Origin of the sequence: Paenibacillus sp. FSL H8-0548 (assembly GCF_038630985.1) — a bacterium.
Lineage (GTDB): Bacteria > Bacillota > Bacilli > Paenibacillales > Paenibacillaceae > Pristimantibacillus.
The window spans coordinates 7,065,914-7,081,866 of sequence record NZ_CP152049.1; the positions used below are offsets into that span (position 1 = coordinate 7,065,914).

The window sequence follows — 15,953 nt, forward strand, 5'->3', positions numbered from 1 at the left end:
ATAATTTAAAATGATAGATATCATTATTGCTCTTCAGACTCTTCATCAGCAGCTTCTTCCTCAGCCGCCTCTTCTTCCGCTTCCTCTGCAGCTTCTTCCTCAACCGCAGCAGCCGCTTCTTCCGCTTCCTCATCCAGTTCAGCCTCAACAGCTTCTACTGCTTCTTCCGCTGGAGCCTCTTCCGAAATGAGTTCTGCGGTTTCTTCCGCACTTTCTTGAACTACTTCTTCTTCTTGGCTCATATTATTCACCTCCCGTCTCTTAATAACTTAATTGTAGCGCTTTCATAGAACTATACAAGAGGTGTAAATTGTCGTTTCATAAGAACTATTTCCGCTTTTTGTAGGGTTCGAGCCTGTTCGCTATCATTCGACTAACGGCTCGGTCTGAGGCCTAGTGAGGCGTTCATACCTACGGCGGTTTTTACGCCCCATCAGAACTAGATAAGTAGAATAGCTTCTTGTTCCTACCCTGTACTTTTGCAGGATAGGCGGTGTACGGAGGAAGCGGGGGTTCGTGCTCGGAGTAAATGTACGACTATCCTAGATCTAACCCTCCAACCAGTTCTCCATCGGGCTCTCCAACTAACCAACCAACTAACTACGGTGCTATCCTGCACTTGAGCAGGATAGAGGCTAGTTTTTCGTGCTCCCGCGTGTCTATGTTGCACTGCTGCACTATAGATAGCCTCACAGGTATGTCTTAAGCCAAAATCAGTCTATTCTAATGCATAGGTGCAGGATAGCCCGCCTAGGAAGGCTGAAAAGCGCGAAGTTACTGCATGCGTGCAGGATAGGCGGCGTTTATCGGTGGATGCCAAAGAGGCGCAAGCTCCTTCTTGCAGCCGACGAAAGGGTGTATGGTGAAAATACGCTACAATACACTGACACTGCTCGCCGAAGGTCTGCCCCAGCCCAGCGATCATCGTTCCTCATCCGCTATATTCTATACTAGACTTTAGTCTAGTTCACCGTTTTACCTGTAGCAGGAGGCGGCCGTTTTCACAGTATGCTATGCTGAATGGAGCTAATAAATTGAAGATTGGGGTGCATTAAAGCTATGAATTTGAAAACTATTGGGGGAATTGTTCTCGTCCTGCTCGGTGCCTGCCTATTTCTAAATCAAGGCAAAGCATTTGGCCCTGGAACCATTTTCACCTACTTTTGGCCATCGATTTTCGTCATACCGCTGGGCCTGTTTTTTCACTGGCTATACTTCAGCATGATTGGCAGAAAAGGGATCGGCGTCTTAATCCCAGGAGGCATACTGTTCACTGCAGGTGTAATTTGCCAAGTCTCCATGCTCTTCAACAATTGGGGTTATATGTGGCCTGGCTTTATTCTCGCTGTAGCTGTCGGCTTATTTGAATTTTATTGGTTCGGAAACCGCAATAAATGGCTGCTGATCCCGATTAATATTTTAACCGTGCTTTCGCTGCTCTTCTTTGCGGTTTTCTCGATAGGCTCCATCTACAACAAATTCGCGTTTAGCCAACCGATCATCGCGATCATAATCATTACTGCTGGCGCAATACTTCTCATGAAGAAGAAAGACATGTAACAGCTTCCTCCGCCTGTATGGTATAATCACAAGCGTCGCAGCAAATGCTGCACAAACGTAAGCTAATGCTTACGATGTGGTTTGCTCCGCAAACCTTAGCCTATGCTTACGATGTGGTTTGCTCCGCAAACCTTAGCCTATGCTTACGATGTGGTTTGCTCCGCAAACCTTAGGAGGAAAAAAAACAATGTTATCTTTTGAACAAAAGCTTGCTATAATCGAAGCTTTTCCTGAATTGCAACGGAAGAACGTCTCACTGGGGCGCACGAACTTCCATTACGAGGAAAGTTTGTATGAGAAAAAATCGGTCGTACACCATTTGCATCCGAACGGCAATGGTTACGTATTCGCTGGTCTCGTTCCTGGTGTCGCAACCGACGAGAAAGGGCTCGTAAATATTAGAGATTACAGCGAGGATGAGCTTCGCTCACTTATTGAGAAAGCAATTCAAGCACTCGCCCTTGCTCCGCCTGAGAAGCCGGAGTCCAAGAAAAAGAAAAAAAACAAGCCTCCGCAGGAAGAACGCTGGATCGGACCGAATAACGCCGTTCTTACGCTGCTGTTCGAGGAAGACCTCTGGTACTTATATGCTGATCTGAATTTGGAATCGGCTTTCGAAACCTATGAAGAGGCTGTACTGTACTTAGAAGAAGAGCAATTTACGCGGGCTTAACTGAATAATGAACCAGTACAAGGAGAAGCAGCTCATGTTTCTCCTTTTTTATGTGCTGAAAAACAGGATTTTTGCCACTCCGTGTCTAATTGTACTACTTCCACCACAGACTCAAAGGAGGTATCCATGTTGTCTATAAAAGCAAAACTATCCTTTTCCATCTCCATCATCGTGGCAATTATATTGGCACTCAGTACCTCTCTCTATTACTATTCATCCAAATCAGAGAGCGAGGCCAATCTCGTGACTCAGCTTAATAATATCGCCAAACAAATTAGTCATACCGTTGAGGCTTCAGAGAACGCTCTTCAATATATGGAGGACACGCTTGGGGATAAGCTGAGAATCGCATCCCTCGCTGCAAAAGAGCAGCTGGATCCCGATATTAATAATGTAACCAACGAGCAGCTGGTAAGCTTAAGCGCCAAGCTTGGGGTCGACCATATCACATTATGGCAGCGCGTTGGAGATGATGTTATCGTAGCTAAATCCTCCGACCCTAGCGAGATCGGCATGAGCTCAAAAACATGGGATTATTGGCATGTCGCTTTTCTACAGCTGTTCGACAACCAGGTCGTCACCATAGATGAAGGACAAAAGCTTGAAAATTATTGGTCAGGACCGTTTAATTTTGCAACATCGGATCCATCAGAAATTCGCAAATGGGGCTATTATTACGATGGGTCAACCAACTATATTATCAATCCGTACGTTAATGCGCAGGTACTGCTCGATTTTAACTATACTATTGGAACGAACGCCATCGTTAACAAAATCATTGCCGATCAACCTGACATTTTAGAAATTACCGGCTTTGATCTGGAATTTTACGGAAAAGATAAAATAATTAAGTACAAGCAGGGAATACCGGTCTACAATCTTGATGTTCGGGAAATCCCCTTTGGCGACTATAATTATCGAGATCTGATTAATGATCCTGTAAACATTTGGGAATCGAATACAACCGGCAAGCCAATAACCGTAAAGGGAACCGTTAACGGCATTCCGGTCATCAAAAATTTCATTCCAATTAAAATGAATAAAACCTATGTCTTCAGCGTCATATTTGATCGTCAAGCGATCCAGAGACCTATCAATGAGCTGCTTGTTTTGCAAATCATTATCTCCCTTAGCCTTGTCCTGATTACAATGATCGCGAGCTATTTCATAGCGGGCTTCATGATGCGCGGCCTTAATCAAATTATGCGTAAAGTAAATGCCATTGCCGCCGGAAACTTTCACGAGGTCATTACAATTCGCAGCAACGATGAATTTGGACTGCTCGCCTCTCGCGTAGATACGATGGGCAGCAATTTGAAGCACTACACAGCAGAGCTGAAAACAACCGCTGAAGAACTGCAAAGCACGAAGCAGTACTTGGAATCGTTCGTCAATCATACGTCCGATGCCATTCATGTTGCTGATTTGGAAGGTAAAATTATTAAGGCGAACAACGCTTTTGAAAAAATGTATGGCTGGAGTCAAGAAGAGACTCTTGGCAAGCCGCTAGATCATGTGCCAGCCGGCTATGCCAGCTCCCATCTTGAGCTAGAGGCAATCGTTCTCAGCGGAGGCTCGGTTACTGATTTCGAGACGATCAGATTCACCAAATCAGGCGATCTTATTGATCTAAGCATTACGATTTCACCTATTCGCGATGAGCAGGGTGCTATTATCGCAATTGCTACCATTTCACGCAATATTACGTCTCGCAAGCAGACAGAGGAAATCATCAGACGGTCGGAGAAGCTATCTGTTGTCGGCCAAATAGCTGCAGGTGTTGCACATGAGGTACGCAACCCGCTAACGACGCTGAGAGGTTTCGTGCAGCTGCAAAAGCAGACCGGCACATTGTCGCCAGCCCATCTTGAGGTTATGCTGGGCGAGCTCGATCAGATCAATATGATTGTGAGCGAGTTTCTCGTATTTGCGAAACCTCAAGCCAACCACTATCAGCCAATCGACGTGCTTGGCCTTGTTAGCGATATTATGCTGCTGCTTGATTCGGAAGCGAAATTGAGCAGTGTTCAGCTTGTTTTGCTCGCTGACGCGGAGCTGCCTAGGGTCATTGGCGAAGCAAGTCAGTTAAAGCAGGTCTTCGTGAATATTATGAAGAACGGTATTGAATCTATGCCATACGGAGGAACACTAACCATACAGATTAAGAGTAATACAATAGATCACATTTTGCTGCAGTTTATCGATCAAGGCTGCGGTATTGCCGAGGCTGACTTACTTCGCTTAGGAGAGCCCTTTTTTACGAAAAAAACGAATGGAAACGGTCTTGGCCTCATGGTCAGCCAACAAATTATTGCTGCTCATAAGGGCACGATTCACTTCCGCAGTGAGCTTGGCAAGGGCACCTGTGTCGAGATTTCACTGCCTCTATAAAAACTATAGCCTTCAAAATAAAAAAAAGCTGACAACGAATTCAGATCGGTGTCAGCTTCTGTGATTTTTTTGCATAAGTAACAAACAATATGATTAAGAACAACATTTCACATGCGACATATCGATCCCGCTGTACGTATTTTTATTGTTTTGAAGAAAAGCAAGCTCCTATGGTAAACTGTGTCCGTAGCCTTTTTTTATACGATTATAAACTCGATGAATTTAGCTGGAATTTCTCCCGTTAAAATAACGTTATTCGCTTGGCATATGAAATAGATGGAATTTGTCCCGTTAATTTTACAAGAAGTTTCTCGCAAAAATGCAGGCAGAGTATACATGTGAAACTTATACTTTCCTACTATTCCGCTACATCAGGAGCCGTTTATGTTGATAACTATGGATACATCTCTTTCAAAGTTTATTATTATTGTTATCATCTCTGGTGTGCTTAGCGTGCTGCTTTCCATATATGCTTTCTACAACAAGAAAAGCTTCACAGGCATGAAGGTGTTTATGTGGTCGACCATTCTCTCTGCCATATATTCCTTTGCCTTTGCTTTCGAGCTTGCCAGCGATTCGCTTCGCGAAATTCGATTCTGGTTAAATATCGAGTACATCGGCATGCCGTTCATTGCACCCTGCAGCCTTCTTCTAATTATGCATTATGTAGGCTATGAAAAATTCAATTCCATAAAAAAATCATGGGTTTTATTTGTCATCCCTGCCATCACTCTGCTGATGGTTACGACAAATGAATACCATCAATTGTTCTATAAAGCAATTTTTTTGCGGCCTGGCGTTGCCACTCCTCTTGTTGATGTGGTGCCGGGTATTTGGTATTACGTTCATGGCGCGTATACTTCCGGCTCGATGTTCGCCAGCTTGTTTATTCTGTGGCTTTATCGCCGGAGGACAAGGTCTATTTATCGCAAACAGATGCTGACACTAGCTTTCGGAACCTTGCTCCCTTTATTGGGCGCACTTTTGTATGTACTCGGCCTCGCTCCACTTGGAATGGACCCTGTACCGATTATCCTGTGCATTACCTCCATTTTGTATGTTACGTCCATTTTCTCATCGTCACTGCTGACCGTAGCCCCGATCGCAAGAGAACATATATTTGAAAGTATGCGCGATGGTGTGCTTGTCCTTAATCTAGACAATCAAATTATGGACTTTAATAGCGCCGCTACCAAAATCATTCCTGCACTTACACCGCAAGCCATCGGTCAAAAGCTGGATCACATTTGGAAACGCGGAGCGGAGTCTGGCGCTTTCTCATTTGGAATGGACGAAACAGAGGAGCAGGAGCTTAAATGGATACGCGGCGGTGAAACATTCTATTATCAAATAAGAGCCTCCAATCTATTAAGGCAAAATGGGGAGCTTGCAGGCCGAACTATCGTTATGATCGATGTTACGGAGCATACGCAGCTAGAGCATAAGCTGCGCCATTTGGCTGAAATTGATGGTCTTACGTCCATTTATAACCGCACTTTTTTCACAGAAAAAAGCAAAGCTCTCCTGTTTGCCGCTCATCAAGCTGCACAGCCGATCTCTTTTATTTTGTTCGATATTGATTATTTCAAACAAATCAACGATCGCTTTGGTCATAGCGTTGGCGATTTTGCTCTCCAGCATGTCGTCACGATCTGCCAGCAATCGCTTCCCGCGGATAGCGTATTCGGGCGCTACGGCGGCGAGGAATTTGCCATTAGTTTACCGAATATGACCATTAAGCAGGCGGGACAAGCAGCTGAGAAACTTCGAGCAGACATTTCCGGAAATCCGCTTTACAGCGCCTCTAAAGCGATATCCATCACCGCAAGCTTCGGTGTCTCTGAGGCCAGAGAAGCTGATGTGCCGCTCGAAACTCTGCTATACGAGGCAGACATCGCCCTTTATCAGTCGAAAAATAGCGGCCGGAATGCTGTTCACCTGTCAAATCCGCATGAAGTACATGCAAACCAACAAAAATAACCATACTAGCGTGAAAGAGATAGGTGGGATTGAATTTATGCTAAAAGCTGCCGTCCTGCGCAACAAAATACGATTTCGACCAAGTCCGCCGCAGATCATGACTTTCGGCTTTATCTTGCTCATTTTCATTGGCGCGCAGCTCCTGACACAGCCGATCTCCTACACAAATGACATCGGCATATCTTATCTTGATGCATTATTTATGTCAGCAAGCGCCACCTGCGTTACAGGTCTGACTGTACTTAGCACCGGCACGCACTTCTCCACATTCGGGCAGGTCGTTATTATCGCGCTAGCCCAGATTGGGGGGCTGGGCTTTATGACGATGGCCACCTTATTTGCTTTGCTCTTTCGTAAAAAGATTTCGTTTCGTGAGCGTCTCGTCCTTCAGGAATCTATGAATTATGGCTCCAATGAAGGAATCGTGCGCATGATCCGAAAAGTGTTGCTCTATGCGCTAGTTATAGAGCTCACAGGAGCAGTGCTGCTTAGCGGATATTTCATGCTGGAGATGCCAGTAGGCCGTTCGATTTATTTTGGCATATTCCATAGTATTTCGTTCTTTAATAATGCGGGCTTTGATTTATTCTCGCAGTTTCCCGATCGGCCGAGCAGTCTCATCCATTACGCAGAGGACCCTTTCGTCAATGTCGTATCGATGCTGCTCATTTTCTTCGGTGGAATTGGCTTTATCGTTATCTCAGAGCTTGTGACTTATCCGAAAAACAGAAAGCTAAGCTTGCACAGCAAGGTGGTATTGTCCGTTACCGGTCTTCTTACTGTGCTAGGAGCTATCGTTATTTTTGCACTTGAGCTCTCCAATCCTCATACGCTGCAGCCGTTGTCAGCAATCGGCAAATTTTTGAGCTCCATGTTTCAATCGGTTACGGCACGTTCTGCTGGCCTAAGCACCGTTGATCCCGGCCTCTTGCGGGAAGCAACGCAGTTTTTCCTTGTCCTGCTAATGTTTATTGGTGCGGGACCAGGCTCTACCGGTGGCGGTATTCGCGTGACAACCTTCGCTATTCTCATCGGAGCGATTGTTGCCATGATGCGTGGAAAAGACGATGTCGTGCTATTTCGTTATCGAATTGCCAAGCAGCAAATCCATCAAGCCATTATGTTCACCATGATCGCATTCTCCATTATTTGTGCAGGGACGATGATTCTCTCCATAACAGAAACCGGATCATTTCTTGCTATATTATTTGAAGCAACCTCTGCCTATTGTACGGTGGGTATGTCAGCAGGTTTAACGAGCCATATAAGCGAGGCTGGGAAAATTATTATTATTGTGCTCATGTTTGTTGGGCGTCTAGGGCCCGTCACACTCGCTTTTGCACTGAATACACGCTCGAAGAAGGAGCTGTACCGATTCCCTGAAGGAAAAATTACGATCGGCTAGCTTCGCCGATTGCATCTATTAACAGGCAAGTGTACGATAATATCAAGAGAACCGATACCGTCGCCAAAGGAGCTTGTGTCTTCATGCCATTGCCATCACAAATCGATTCGATTCAAAATAAGAATGACCAAACGCCCAGCAGCAAGCGCGTGCTGATCGTTACCGCTGTTGACGCTGAGCGTGATGCTGTGCTTCGCGGATTGCAGGGCCTGCAAGGCGTTGACGTTATTGCTGCGGGTGTAGGCGCTGCCGCTGCCGCTGCTCGAACGGCAGCGGCGCTTGTTTCCACAGCCGAACCATATCGCTTGGTCATAAGTGCAGGAATTGGCGGCGGCTTTACAGAAAGAGCCGCAATTGGCTCGCTTGTGGTAGCCGATCTTATCGTCGCTGCTGATTTAGGGGCTGAGACGCCGGATGGCTTCCTCAGCTTGGACGAGCTTGGCTTCGGCTCCGCACGCATCACCCCAAGCACAAAATGGAATAGCCGGCTGGTTGACGCTATTCAGGCAGCTGGTTTATCCGTTTGCAGCGGTCCTATTCTAACGGTTACAACAGCTACGGGCAGCGCAGAGACAACCGCTGCATTAGAAGCACGAATAAACGGTGCAGCAGCCGAGGGTATGGAAGGCCACGGGGTTGCCGTTGCTGCCGCGGGACTCGGTATTCCTGTCACTGAGATTCGCGCCATCTCGAATGCGGTAGGACCGCGGGATCGCGCAGCTTGGCGAATCGGTGAAGCACTAGCTTCATTAGAAGCAGCATGCAAAGCTATACAGGAGGTATTAATATGAATATCGCTTATTCTCCATGTCCAAATGATACATTCGTCTTCCATGCTTGGGCTCACGGCCTTATCCCCGGCGCACCTGAGCTGGATGTCACCTATGCCGACATTGATATTACGAATAATTGGGCCGCCAAATCGAAAGGCCCCGAAGTCATGAAAATTTCCTATGCCGCATTGCCATGGGTATTATCCGATTATAAACTGTTGTCTTGCGGCGGTGCGCTTGGAAGAGGCTGCGGTCCGCTTGTGTTAACGAACAGCAAGGATGAATCGAGCCCCGCCTCTCTATCCGGCAAACGGGTCGCCGTTCCTAGCGAGCGCTCCACCGCTTATCTCCTCTTCCGACTGTGGGCAGCCCGCAATGTACCTGGAGGAGTCGGTGAAATTGTCGTTATGCCCTTTCACGAAATTATGCCTGCGGTGCGCGATGGCGAGATCGACGCCGGCCTTGTCATTCACGAGGCCCGCTTCACTTATCCAGCCTATGGGCTTAACATGCTGACGGATCTTGGAAGCTGGTGGGAAGCTGATACTGGCTTGCCTATTCCACTTGGAGCCATCATCGCCAAGCGTTCGCTAGATACCGATGCCATAACCAAGTGGATTCGTGCGTCAGTCGATTACGCCTGGGCGCATCCAGAGGAATCAAAGTCTTATATTATGCAGCATGCTCAAGAGCTGTCGCCTGATGTCGCTCAAGCGCATATCGATCTGTACGTCAACGAGTTTACTGCAAGCTTAGGCGAGGACGGCTACGCTGCAATAACCGCCCTGCTCGGACGTGCAGCTGAGGAAGGGCTTGTTCCAAGCTTCGACTTGTCGCTGCTTCGTTAATGAAGCTGGCTGCGCTATACACCTAATAGAATCAAAGTGAAATGGCTGTCGCCGTCCCTTGGTGGTGCGGCCCGTTTCATTCCAAGAAATATAGAGATAGTATGGCGAAATGATATACTATTCTATATTTCAACAAAAAGGAGCAGCTCCTCAAGTAGATTTATCTACTTGAGGAGCTGCTCCTTTTTTGACCATAGATCATATGAGTGGCATTAGATCTGGGTGATAGATCTATTGCTCCCGAAGTCGCGTTTGTTAGCTACGGGCTTATTTGTCGGCATTAGGTTCTATAGCGGCAAGCGGCTCATAAGAGTCCGCCGTTATACTTTCATCAGCTTCTACGTAGCGCTTCAGAGCGGATAATTTATTATCCCAATATCGCTCATAATAAGCTAACCAGCGCTTTAACTCACGCAGCGGCTCCGGATCTAGGCGATAACGTGTCTCCCTGCCAACCTTCCTATCCTTCACAAGCCCCGCATCCGCTAATACGCGCAAATGCTTCGATACCGCTGTTCGGCTCATCGTAAAATGTCCGCTAATCACATTGACCGGCAGCTCCTCATCCCCAAGCAGATGCAGCAGCTTGCGCCGTGTGGGATCTGCGATCGCCTGAAACACATCATGCTTCGGTGCGGGATCAGCCATCTTAGTCCTCTACAATCTTGCTTAGCTTTTGTACAATTCCAACCCAGCCACCCGACATTCTATCACGAACCTCGTTATGCGATTGACCGAACTCTGTAACCTTATCCGCATCCCAGCCAGCATGAATAAGCGTAAATTCGGTTTTACCGTCCATCTCGACTAGCTCGAACGTCAATGACCAATCTTTGCCCCATTCAAAAGCGAGACAGTTGGGCGGATCAAGCACGGTTACCTTGCAAGGAGAATTGCCGAAGGGTCCGGCTTCCAGATGAAATTCATAGCCCAGCTCCGGTTGAAAATTGTTAGGCATGAACCATGCTGCAATGCCTTCAGCCGTCGCAACCGCAGCCCATACCTTCTGAATTGGCGCATTCAGCACCAGCGTTTGTCGAATATCGGGTAACGTATTTTGCGTATTATTATCCATTTGATTGCCTCCACTAGGAATATCTAAATTATATTTTTCATAAACATGAAACCTTTTGGTTTCGCATTATGATTATATGATACCTTTTGGTTTCATGTCAAATGAACATGCAAATGCCCAGCCCATTCCTATCACCTTATACTTTATACCCGTACGTCAAATAATCGATCAGAATTAGCTACAGGACCAGTGGCCGCCTTCGTTGCGCTAGCACCTTCGTTTGCAGCTGTATTTGTATTAGCCGCAGGCTGAATAGCTTGATTAGCGCTTGCCTCCGCCTTCTGTTTAGCGATTTCTTGCTGAATTTGTTGAATCTGCTGCTGGATAACCTGTGCCTTCTTATCCTTCGCCGCTTGCTCATCATCGCTGTCATTTACTTTTTTGAGCTCCGATTGCAGACTCTGCAGCTGCTTCTCTAAGCTTGATGTGTCCACCGCTGGTGCGGAATACGATGCTTTGCTGCTTGATACCGATGATATGTTCATTTTGTATATTCCTCCCCCAGGATGCTATAAGAATATAGCAAGCATACATCAGGAAAATGAACCCAATATGAACAAGCCTGAACATCTACACCGCGGAGCAGACCTCTAAAGCAGAGAAGCCACTTTTAGCGCTTCGGACCATTTGCCGCCCACCAGCTTGCCTCCGGAGAAGACAGCTTCCCTTAGTGGAGCAGCTGCAATCGCATGCTTCACATTGACTGCTGATACAAGCATAAAGCTTGCGGAATCGCCCACCTTCGGCGTTAGCGCGCCAGCAGATATAAGCGGATACGTCTGCATCAGCCCTTCATCAAGTATCCAGCCGAATTTCTCAGCCAGCTTCGCACCTCTCGCGAGCAAATCTCCATTTCCGAACGGACTCCAAGCATCAAGAATATTATCAGAGCCAACATGCACACGCACGCCTTCGGCTACAAGCTGATCCACGCGCGGCATCGGTCTGTCGAGCGGGACACTTGTAATGATTGCTACGTTGTTGGCCTTTAGCTGCTGCGCAAGCTCTCTCGATTCTGCCTCCGAAACCTGTCCCAAGCAATACGCGTGGCTGACTGCTGTTCTGCCACCCTTGCCTGCCTCCAGCGTTAAATCAGCAAACCGGCTGATCGTATATAAACCCAAGTGACCCGGATCATGCAAATGAAGATCAACGCCTGCATTAAATTCAGCACTTAGCTCAAAAGTCGTCTCCAGACTCCGATCAACCTGTCGGTCTAGTCCCGCAGGATCGACACCGCCAACATATTCAGCGCCAGCGCGCAGCGCATCCTTCATGACAGGCAACGAATTCGAGCGAAGCAGCCCTTGCTGTGGAAATGCTACGATTTCAATTTCCATCACGCCTCGGTATTCCTCTCGCACCTCAAGCACCTGCTCCACATGTGAAATTCCGATTTGCGGGTCGACGTCAACATGCGTCCGAATCTTGGTCGTCCCATGGCTAAGCAGCAAATCAATCAGTCGGCGTGCGCGTTCAGCTACCGTTGTTGGAAGTGATGCCAGCATAGACTTTTCAAATGCTAATTGCCCGGGCAATGTTACAAAAGGCTGAAGCGGCTTCCACGGCTCGCCCAAAAAATGCTTGTCCAAATGAATATGCATATCAGTCGTTGCCGGTAAATACTGCAAGCCCTCTGCATCTCTAACGCCCGCTGCCGCTGCTCCTTCAGAAGCATGATTACTAGGCGTAATATGTGAGATAATCCCCTTCTCTACGTCCAGCCTCAAATCATACAGACTTTCATTTATGCGAATACGATTGATTTGTGTTATCTCCATGTCTGTCACCCTTTACTTGATCGTTTAGTTAGTGTGCGCCCAAATATGCTTTGATCATTCGATCATCATTCAGCAGTGCAGACGATGCACCCTGCAATGCTATGCTGCCATTATCTATGACATAACCATACTTCGCAATCGACAGCGCCTTATGCGCCATTTGCTCTATAAGCAAAATCGCAGTACCGTCCTGTGCAAGTTCACTAATTATAGCAAAAATTTCGTTCACGATAATCGGCGCTAGCCCTAGTGACGGCTCATCAAGCAAAAGCAGCTTCGGCTTGCTGATCATAGCCCGTGAGAGAACGAGCATTTGCTGCTCGCCTCCGCTAAGTGTGAAAGCAAGCTGATTGCGCCGCTCATGCAGGCGGGGAAACCGCTCGAATATTAATGCTAACTCCTCGTCGAACTGCTGCTTTGATACCGAGCCGATCTTTCTCTTGAGTCCCATGCGCAAGTTCTCAATGACCGATAATGTTCCGAATACTTCGCGCCCTTCCGGCACAAGAGAAACACCAAGATTTGATGTCTTGTTCGCAGATAAATAGGTAATCGGTTTCCCCTCCAGCTCAATTACCCCTGCGTTCGGGCGAACAAGACCGAGCACCGATTGCAGCAGCGTCGTTTTGCCTGCTCCGTTCGATCCGATAACTGCGATGATCTCGCCCTTGCCAAGCTCCATATCGATGCCCTTCAAAGCATGAATGGCGCCATATTTTACTTCCAGTCCCTTAATGTTCAGCACTAGCCGCCACCTCTTCTCCGCCAAGGTAAGCCTGAATGACACGAGGATCGCTCAGCATTCGCTCTGGACTGCCCGTTCCGATAACTCTGCCGAAATCCAGCACCGTCACCGTATCGGATACACGCTGCACGAAATCCATATGGTGTTCGATCAATATGACAGTCAAGCCATACATGACAAGCTTACGCAGAAGCTCCTCGAGCTGCTCAATCTCGGCAGTTGTCATGCCTGCCGCCGGCTCATCAAGCAGGAGCAGGCTTGGCGTCGTAGCCAATGCGCGGGAAATCTCCACCATCCGTTGATGTCCATAGGGCAGCTGGCTTGCAGGCATATCCCGATCCCCTTCGTATCCGATGAGATCCAGCAGCGCATGTGCTCGCTCCTCCATACGCCGCTCCGCACGAAGCTGCTTTTTCGTTCGCAGCAAGGAGGCTCCGAGCCCGGTGCGCTCCTTCTTCGTCATACCGGTCATGACATTCTCAAGCACTGACAGCTCCTTGAACAACCTAGAATGCTGGAACGTCCTAGCAATACCAAGCTGAGCCACAGCAGACAACGAACGCGGTACGAGCGTCTTTCCGTGCAGTGCAAAATTGCCTTGCTCAGAGCTATACAAGCCGGAAATGACGTTTAGCAGCGTTGTTTTGCCAGCTCCGTTAGGACCTACCAGCGAGTGAATCGTACCGGAGACTACCGAAAAGCTTACATCCTTCAAAGCATGCAGTCCGCCAAAATATTTATTAATGCCTTCAAGCACAAGCAGCGGCTTATCATTCTCTTGCGATGAGGCGGCAAACAAAACACTTTCATCCACGGCCCCATATGACGAACTCTTTTCTTTCGGCACAAAACGGCTTAGCCGCGGCGAAAGCCAGCTTGCTGCTGTACCGACAATACCTTTCGGCAGGAAAAACAGCACCGCAAACATAATGCTCCCGTAAAGAGCCATCCGCAGCTTTTCCATATCAAGTACTTCCGGCAGAAACACGATAATAGCAGCTCCGATGACCGGACCCAGCACTCTGCCCGCCCCACCTAAAATAACGATCAATACCAGCTGGACCGAAGTCTGAAAATTGTACGTATCCGGGCTGATAAAGCTGTTCGTATGCGCATAGATCGCACCCGACAACCCCGCTAGCACAGAACTAATTGCAAATCCTGCATATTGCACCGTAAACTTGCGAATACCAAGTGATGCCGCCGCGATTTCATTCTCCTTCGTCGCAATCATTGCCCTGCCCCAAGAGGAGCGGCGCAAGTTGCGAGCTAGCAGCAGTGCAATCACTGCGATGGCCAATACGAGTATATACATACTCTTTAAATCAAACGTATAACCGGCAGCCTGCGGCTTTGCAATGCCCGAAATGCCAAGCGGACCGCCAGAGAAGCCATCCCACCGAATAAGCACTTCGTGAATAACGACGCCGAAGGCGATTGTAATCATAGATAAGTAGACGCCGCCCGCCCGAATGGTTGGAATGGCGATCAGGCTCCCGATAATCAAGGAAACCAGCATGCCGATCATTGCCACTGTCCAGAACGAGAGTCCGTACTGGGTGCTGAGGAAGGAGGACATATAAGCACCGATTGCCATTAGGCCTGCGTGCCCGATGGAAACGATGCCGCAGTAGCCGATTAATATGTTCATCCCTGTGCACGTAATGACAAAGGTTCCGATCATAAACAATAGATTCAAATAATACGTGTCAACCAGCCAAGGCCCGGCAGCAAGCAGCCCCACGGCGGCAACACCTGCAATCCAAGCGGCTGCCGTGCGGTAGCCGAAGCTTCGTTCGATAAGTTGATTCATGTGCGCGCCCCCTGACGTTTGCGATATTACACTTTCACTATCGTTTTGCGTGCATTAAAGAGGCCCATCGGCTTCCAATACAGCACGAGAATAACTAAACCGTAGACAAACATCTCTCTAAAAGCTGTTGAAATGTACTGTCCTATAATGGCCTCAGATATACCTAGAATCAGACCGGCGGCAACGATTCCTTTCGGATTGTTAACTCCAGCGAGTATGGCGACTGAAATTGCCTTAAGTCCGAGCGGTAGACCGATATCGACAGAAACTGCATAATTGGTAGACATTAGGGCTCCGCCAATGCCCGCAAGCAAACCACTCAATACATAAGCAACTGCAACGATCTTATTGCTGCTAATTCCCATAATTTCAACCGCTGTCCGATTGTCGGCAGTTGCTCGAAGCCATAAACCCCAATGCGATTTTTTGTAAAATAAAACTAACAGAATCAGAAGAATGCCTACGACCGGCAGGAAAATAAATTCCTTCCAATAGATCCCTGCCCCAAATATGCGAAGCATTTCGTCGCCAACCGGAGAAGGCGTAACACCCTCATCCGGCCCGTTAATATAGAGGGCGACATCTTGGATAATAATACCTACCGCTATCGTGCTGAGCACCCACTCGATCGAATTTGCTCCCTTATCGAACTTACGAATTGCAAGTCTCTCTATGCCCAGATTGAGCAGCCCAACAATTAACGCAGCAAGCGCAAATGAAGCGAGAAAGGGCAGATGCCCGAGCTCGGAGAATCCGAACATAAGCACCCCGCCAAGCATGACCAGCTGTCCCTGCGACATATTTAGCGTTCCGTTCACGACGAACGTTAAGCTGTAGCCAAGCGCAATCAAGGCATATAGACATCCGACAGAGAGCCCGCTAATGACGAGCTGAAGTATAAGCGACATG

Annotated in this window: 15 protein-coding genes; 7 read left to right on the top strand and 8 right to left on the bottom strand. The window is 47.8% G+C overall.

Features of this window, described 5'->3' with window-relative positions; translation table 11 throughout:
* Window positions 1–23 precede the first annotated feature (23 nt).
* Window positions 24–242, bottom strand: coding sequence for a hypothetical protein (locus MHI37_RS29835; RefSeq protein ID WP_076335609.1), 219 nt, complete (start codon window positions 240–242; stop codon window positions 24–26).
* Between the two features lie 817 nt (window positions 243–1,059).
* Here MHI37_RS29835 and MHI37_RS29840 point away from each other — a divergent pair.
* From MHI37_RS29840 to MHI37_RS29870, 7 genes are all read left to right on the top strand, one after another.
* Window positions 1,060–1,560 (top strand): hypothetical protein, encoded by a 501-nt coding sequence (locus MHI37_RS29840; protein ID WP_076335610.1) that lies wholly within the window; start codon window positions 1,060–1,062, stop codon window positions 1,558–1,560.
* A 187-nt stretch (window positions 1,561–1,747) separates the two neighbouring features.
* Entirely contained in the window at window positions 1,748–2,233 is a 486-nt protein-coding gene (locus MHI37_RS29845; RefSeq protein WP_076335611.1) for a hypothetical protein, read from the top strand.
* 126 nt (window positions 2,234–2,359) lie between these two features.
* Window positions 2,360–4,624, top strand: a complete 2,265-nt coding sequence (locus MHI37_RS29850) for an ATP-binding protein (protein ID WP_083676112.1) — start codon at window positions 2,360–2,362, stop codon at window positions 4,622–4,624.
* A gap of 384 nt (window positions 4,625–5,008) precedes the next feature.
* Window positions 5,009–6,604, top strand: a complete 1,596-nt coding sequence (locus tag MHI37_RS29855) for a histidine kinase N-terminal 7TM domain-containing protein (RefSeq protein ID WP_083676113.1) — start codon at window positions 5,009–5,011, stop codon at window positions 6,602–6,604.
* 37 nt (window positions 6,605–6,641) lie between these two features.
* On the top strand, window positions 6,642–8,009 hold the full coding sequence (locus tag MHI37_RS29860; RefSeq protein ID WP_076335612.1) for a TrkH family potassium uptake protein: 1,368 nt from the start codon (window positions 6,642–6,644) through the stop codon (window positions 8,007–8,009).
* Between the two features lie 83 nt (window positions 8,010–8,092).
* The gene (locus MHI37_RS29865; protein ID WP_083676114.1) at window positions 8,093–8,800 is read left to right on the top strand and encodes a futalosine hydrolase; all 708 of its coding nucleotides are present in this window, start codon (window positions 8,093–8,095) and stop codon (window positions 8,798–8,800) included.
* Entirely contained in the window at window positions 8,797–9,630 is an 834-nt protein-coding gene (locus MHI37_RS29870) for a 1,4-dihydroxy-6-naphthoate synthase (protein WP_076335613.1), read from the top strand. The genes MHI37_RS29865 and MHI37_RS29870 overlap by 4 nt, the downstream gene beginning before the upstream one ends.
* A gap of 267 nt (window positions 9,631–9,897) precedes the next feature.
* On the opposite strand, the gene MHI37_RS29875 is transcribed toward MHI37_RS29870, so the two are convergent.
* The 7 genes from MHI37_RS29875 to MHI37_RS29905 all read right to left on the bottom strand — a co-directional run bounded on the left by MHI37_RS29875 (window position 9,898) and on the right by MHI37_RS29905 (window position 15,952).
* The gene (locus tag MHI37_RS29875) at window positions 9,898–10,278 is read right to left on the bottom strand and encodes a metalloregulator ArsR/SmtB family transcription factor (protein WP_076335614.1); all 381 of its coding nucleotides are present in this window, start codon (window positions 10,276–10,278) and stop codon (window positions 9,898–9,900) included.
* Window position 10,279: 1 nt separating this feature from the next.
* Window positions 10,280–10,705 carry an SRPBCC domain-containing protein gene (locus MHI37_RS29880; protein ID WP_076335615.1) on the bottom strand — a complete coding sequence of 142 codons (426 nt, stop codon included), beginning with the start codon at window positions 10,703–10,705 and terminating at the stop codon, window positions 10,280–10,282.
* 143 nt (window positions 10,706–10,848) lie between these two features.
* Window positions 10,849–11,190 (bottom strand): FlxA-like family protein, encoded by a 342-nt coding sequence (locus MHI37_RS29885; protein ID WP_076335616.1) that lies wholly within the window; start codon window positions 11,188–11,190, stop codon window positions 10,849–10,851.
* Between the two features lie 105 nt (window positions 11,191–11,295).
* Window positions 11,296–12,486 carry an amidohydrolase family protein gene (locus MHI37_RS29890; RefSeq protein ID WP_076335617.1) on the bottom strand — a complete coding sequence of 397 codons (1,191 nt, stop codon included), beginning with the start codon at window positions 12,484–12,486 and terminating at the stop codon, window positions 11,296–11,298.
* A 28-nt stretch (window positions 12,487–12,514) separates the two neighbouring features.
* A complete protein-coding gene (locus MHI37_RS29895; RefSeq protein WP_076335618.1) occupies window positions 12,515–13,231 on the bottom strand; it encodes an ABC transporter ATP-binding protein in 717 nt (238 codons plus the stop codon).
* Window positions 13,218–15,044 (bottom strand): branched-chain amino acid ABC transporter ATP-binding protein/permease, encoded by a 1,827-nt coding sequence (locus tag MHI37_RS29900; RefSeq protein ID WP_076335619.1) that lies wholly within the window; start codon window positions 15,042–15,044, stop codon window positions 13,218–13,220. Before MHI37_RS29900 ends, MHI37_RS29895 begins: the two co-directional genes overlap by 14 nt.
* Window positions 15,045–15,070: 26 nt before the next feature.
* Complete coding sequence (locus MHI37_RS29905; RefSeq protein ID WP_076335620.1) at window positions 15,071–15,952, bottom strand: branched-chain amino acid ABC transporter permease; 882 nt, start codon at window positions 15,950–15,952, stop codon at window positions 15,071–15,073.
* Between the last annotated feature and the right edge of the window lies 1 nt (window position 15,953).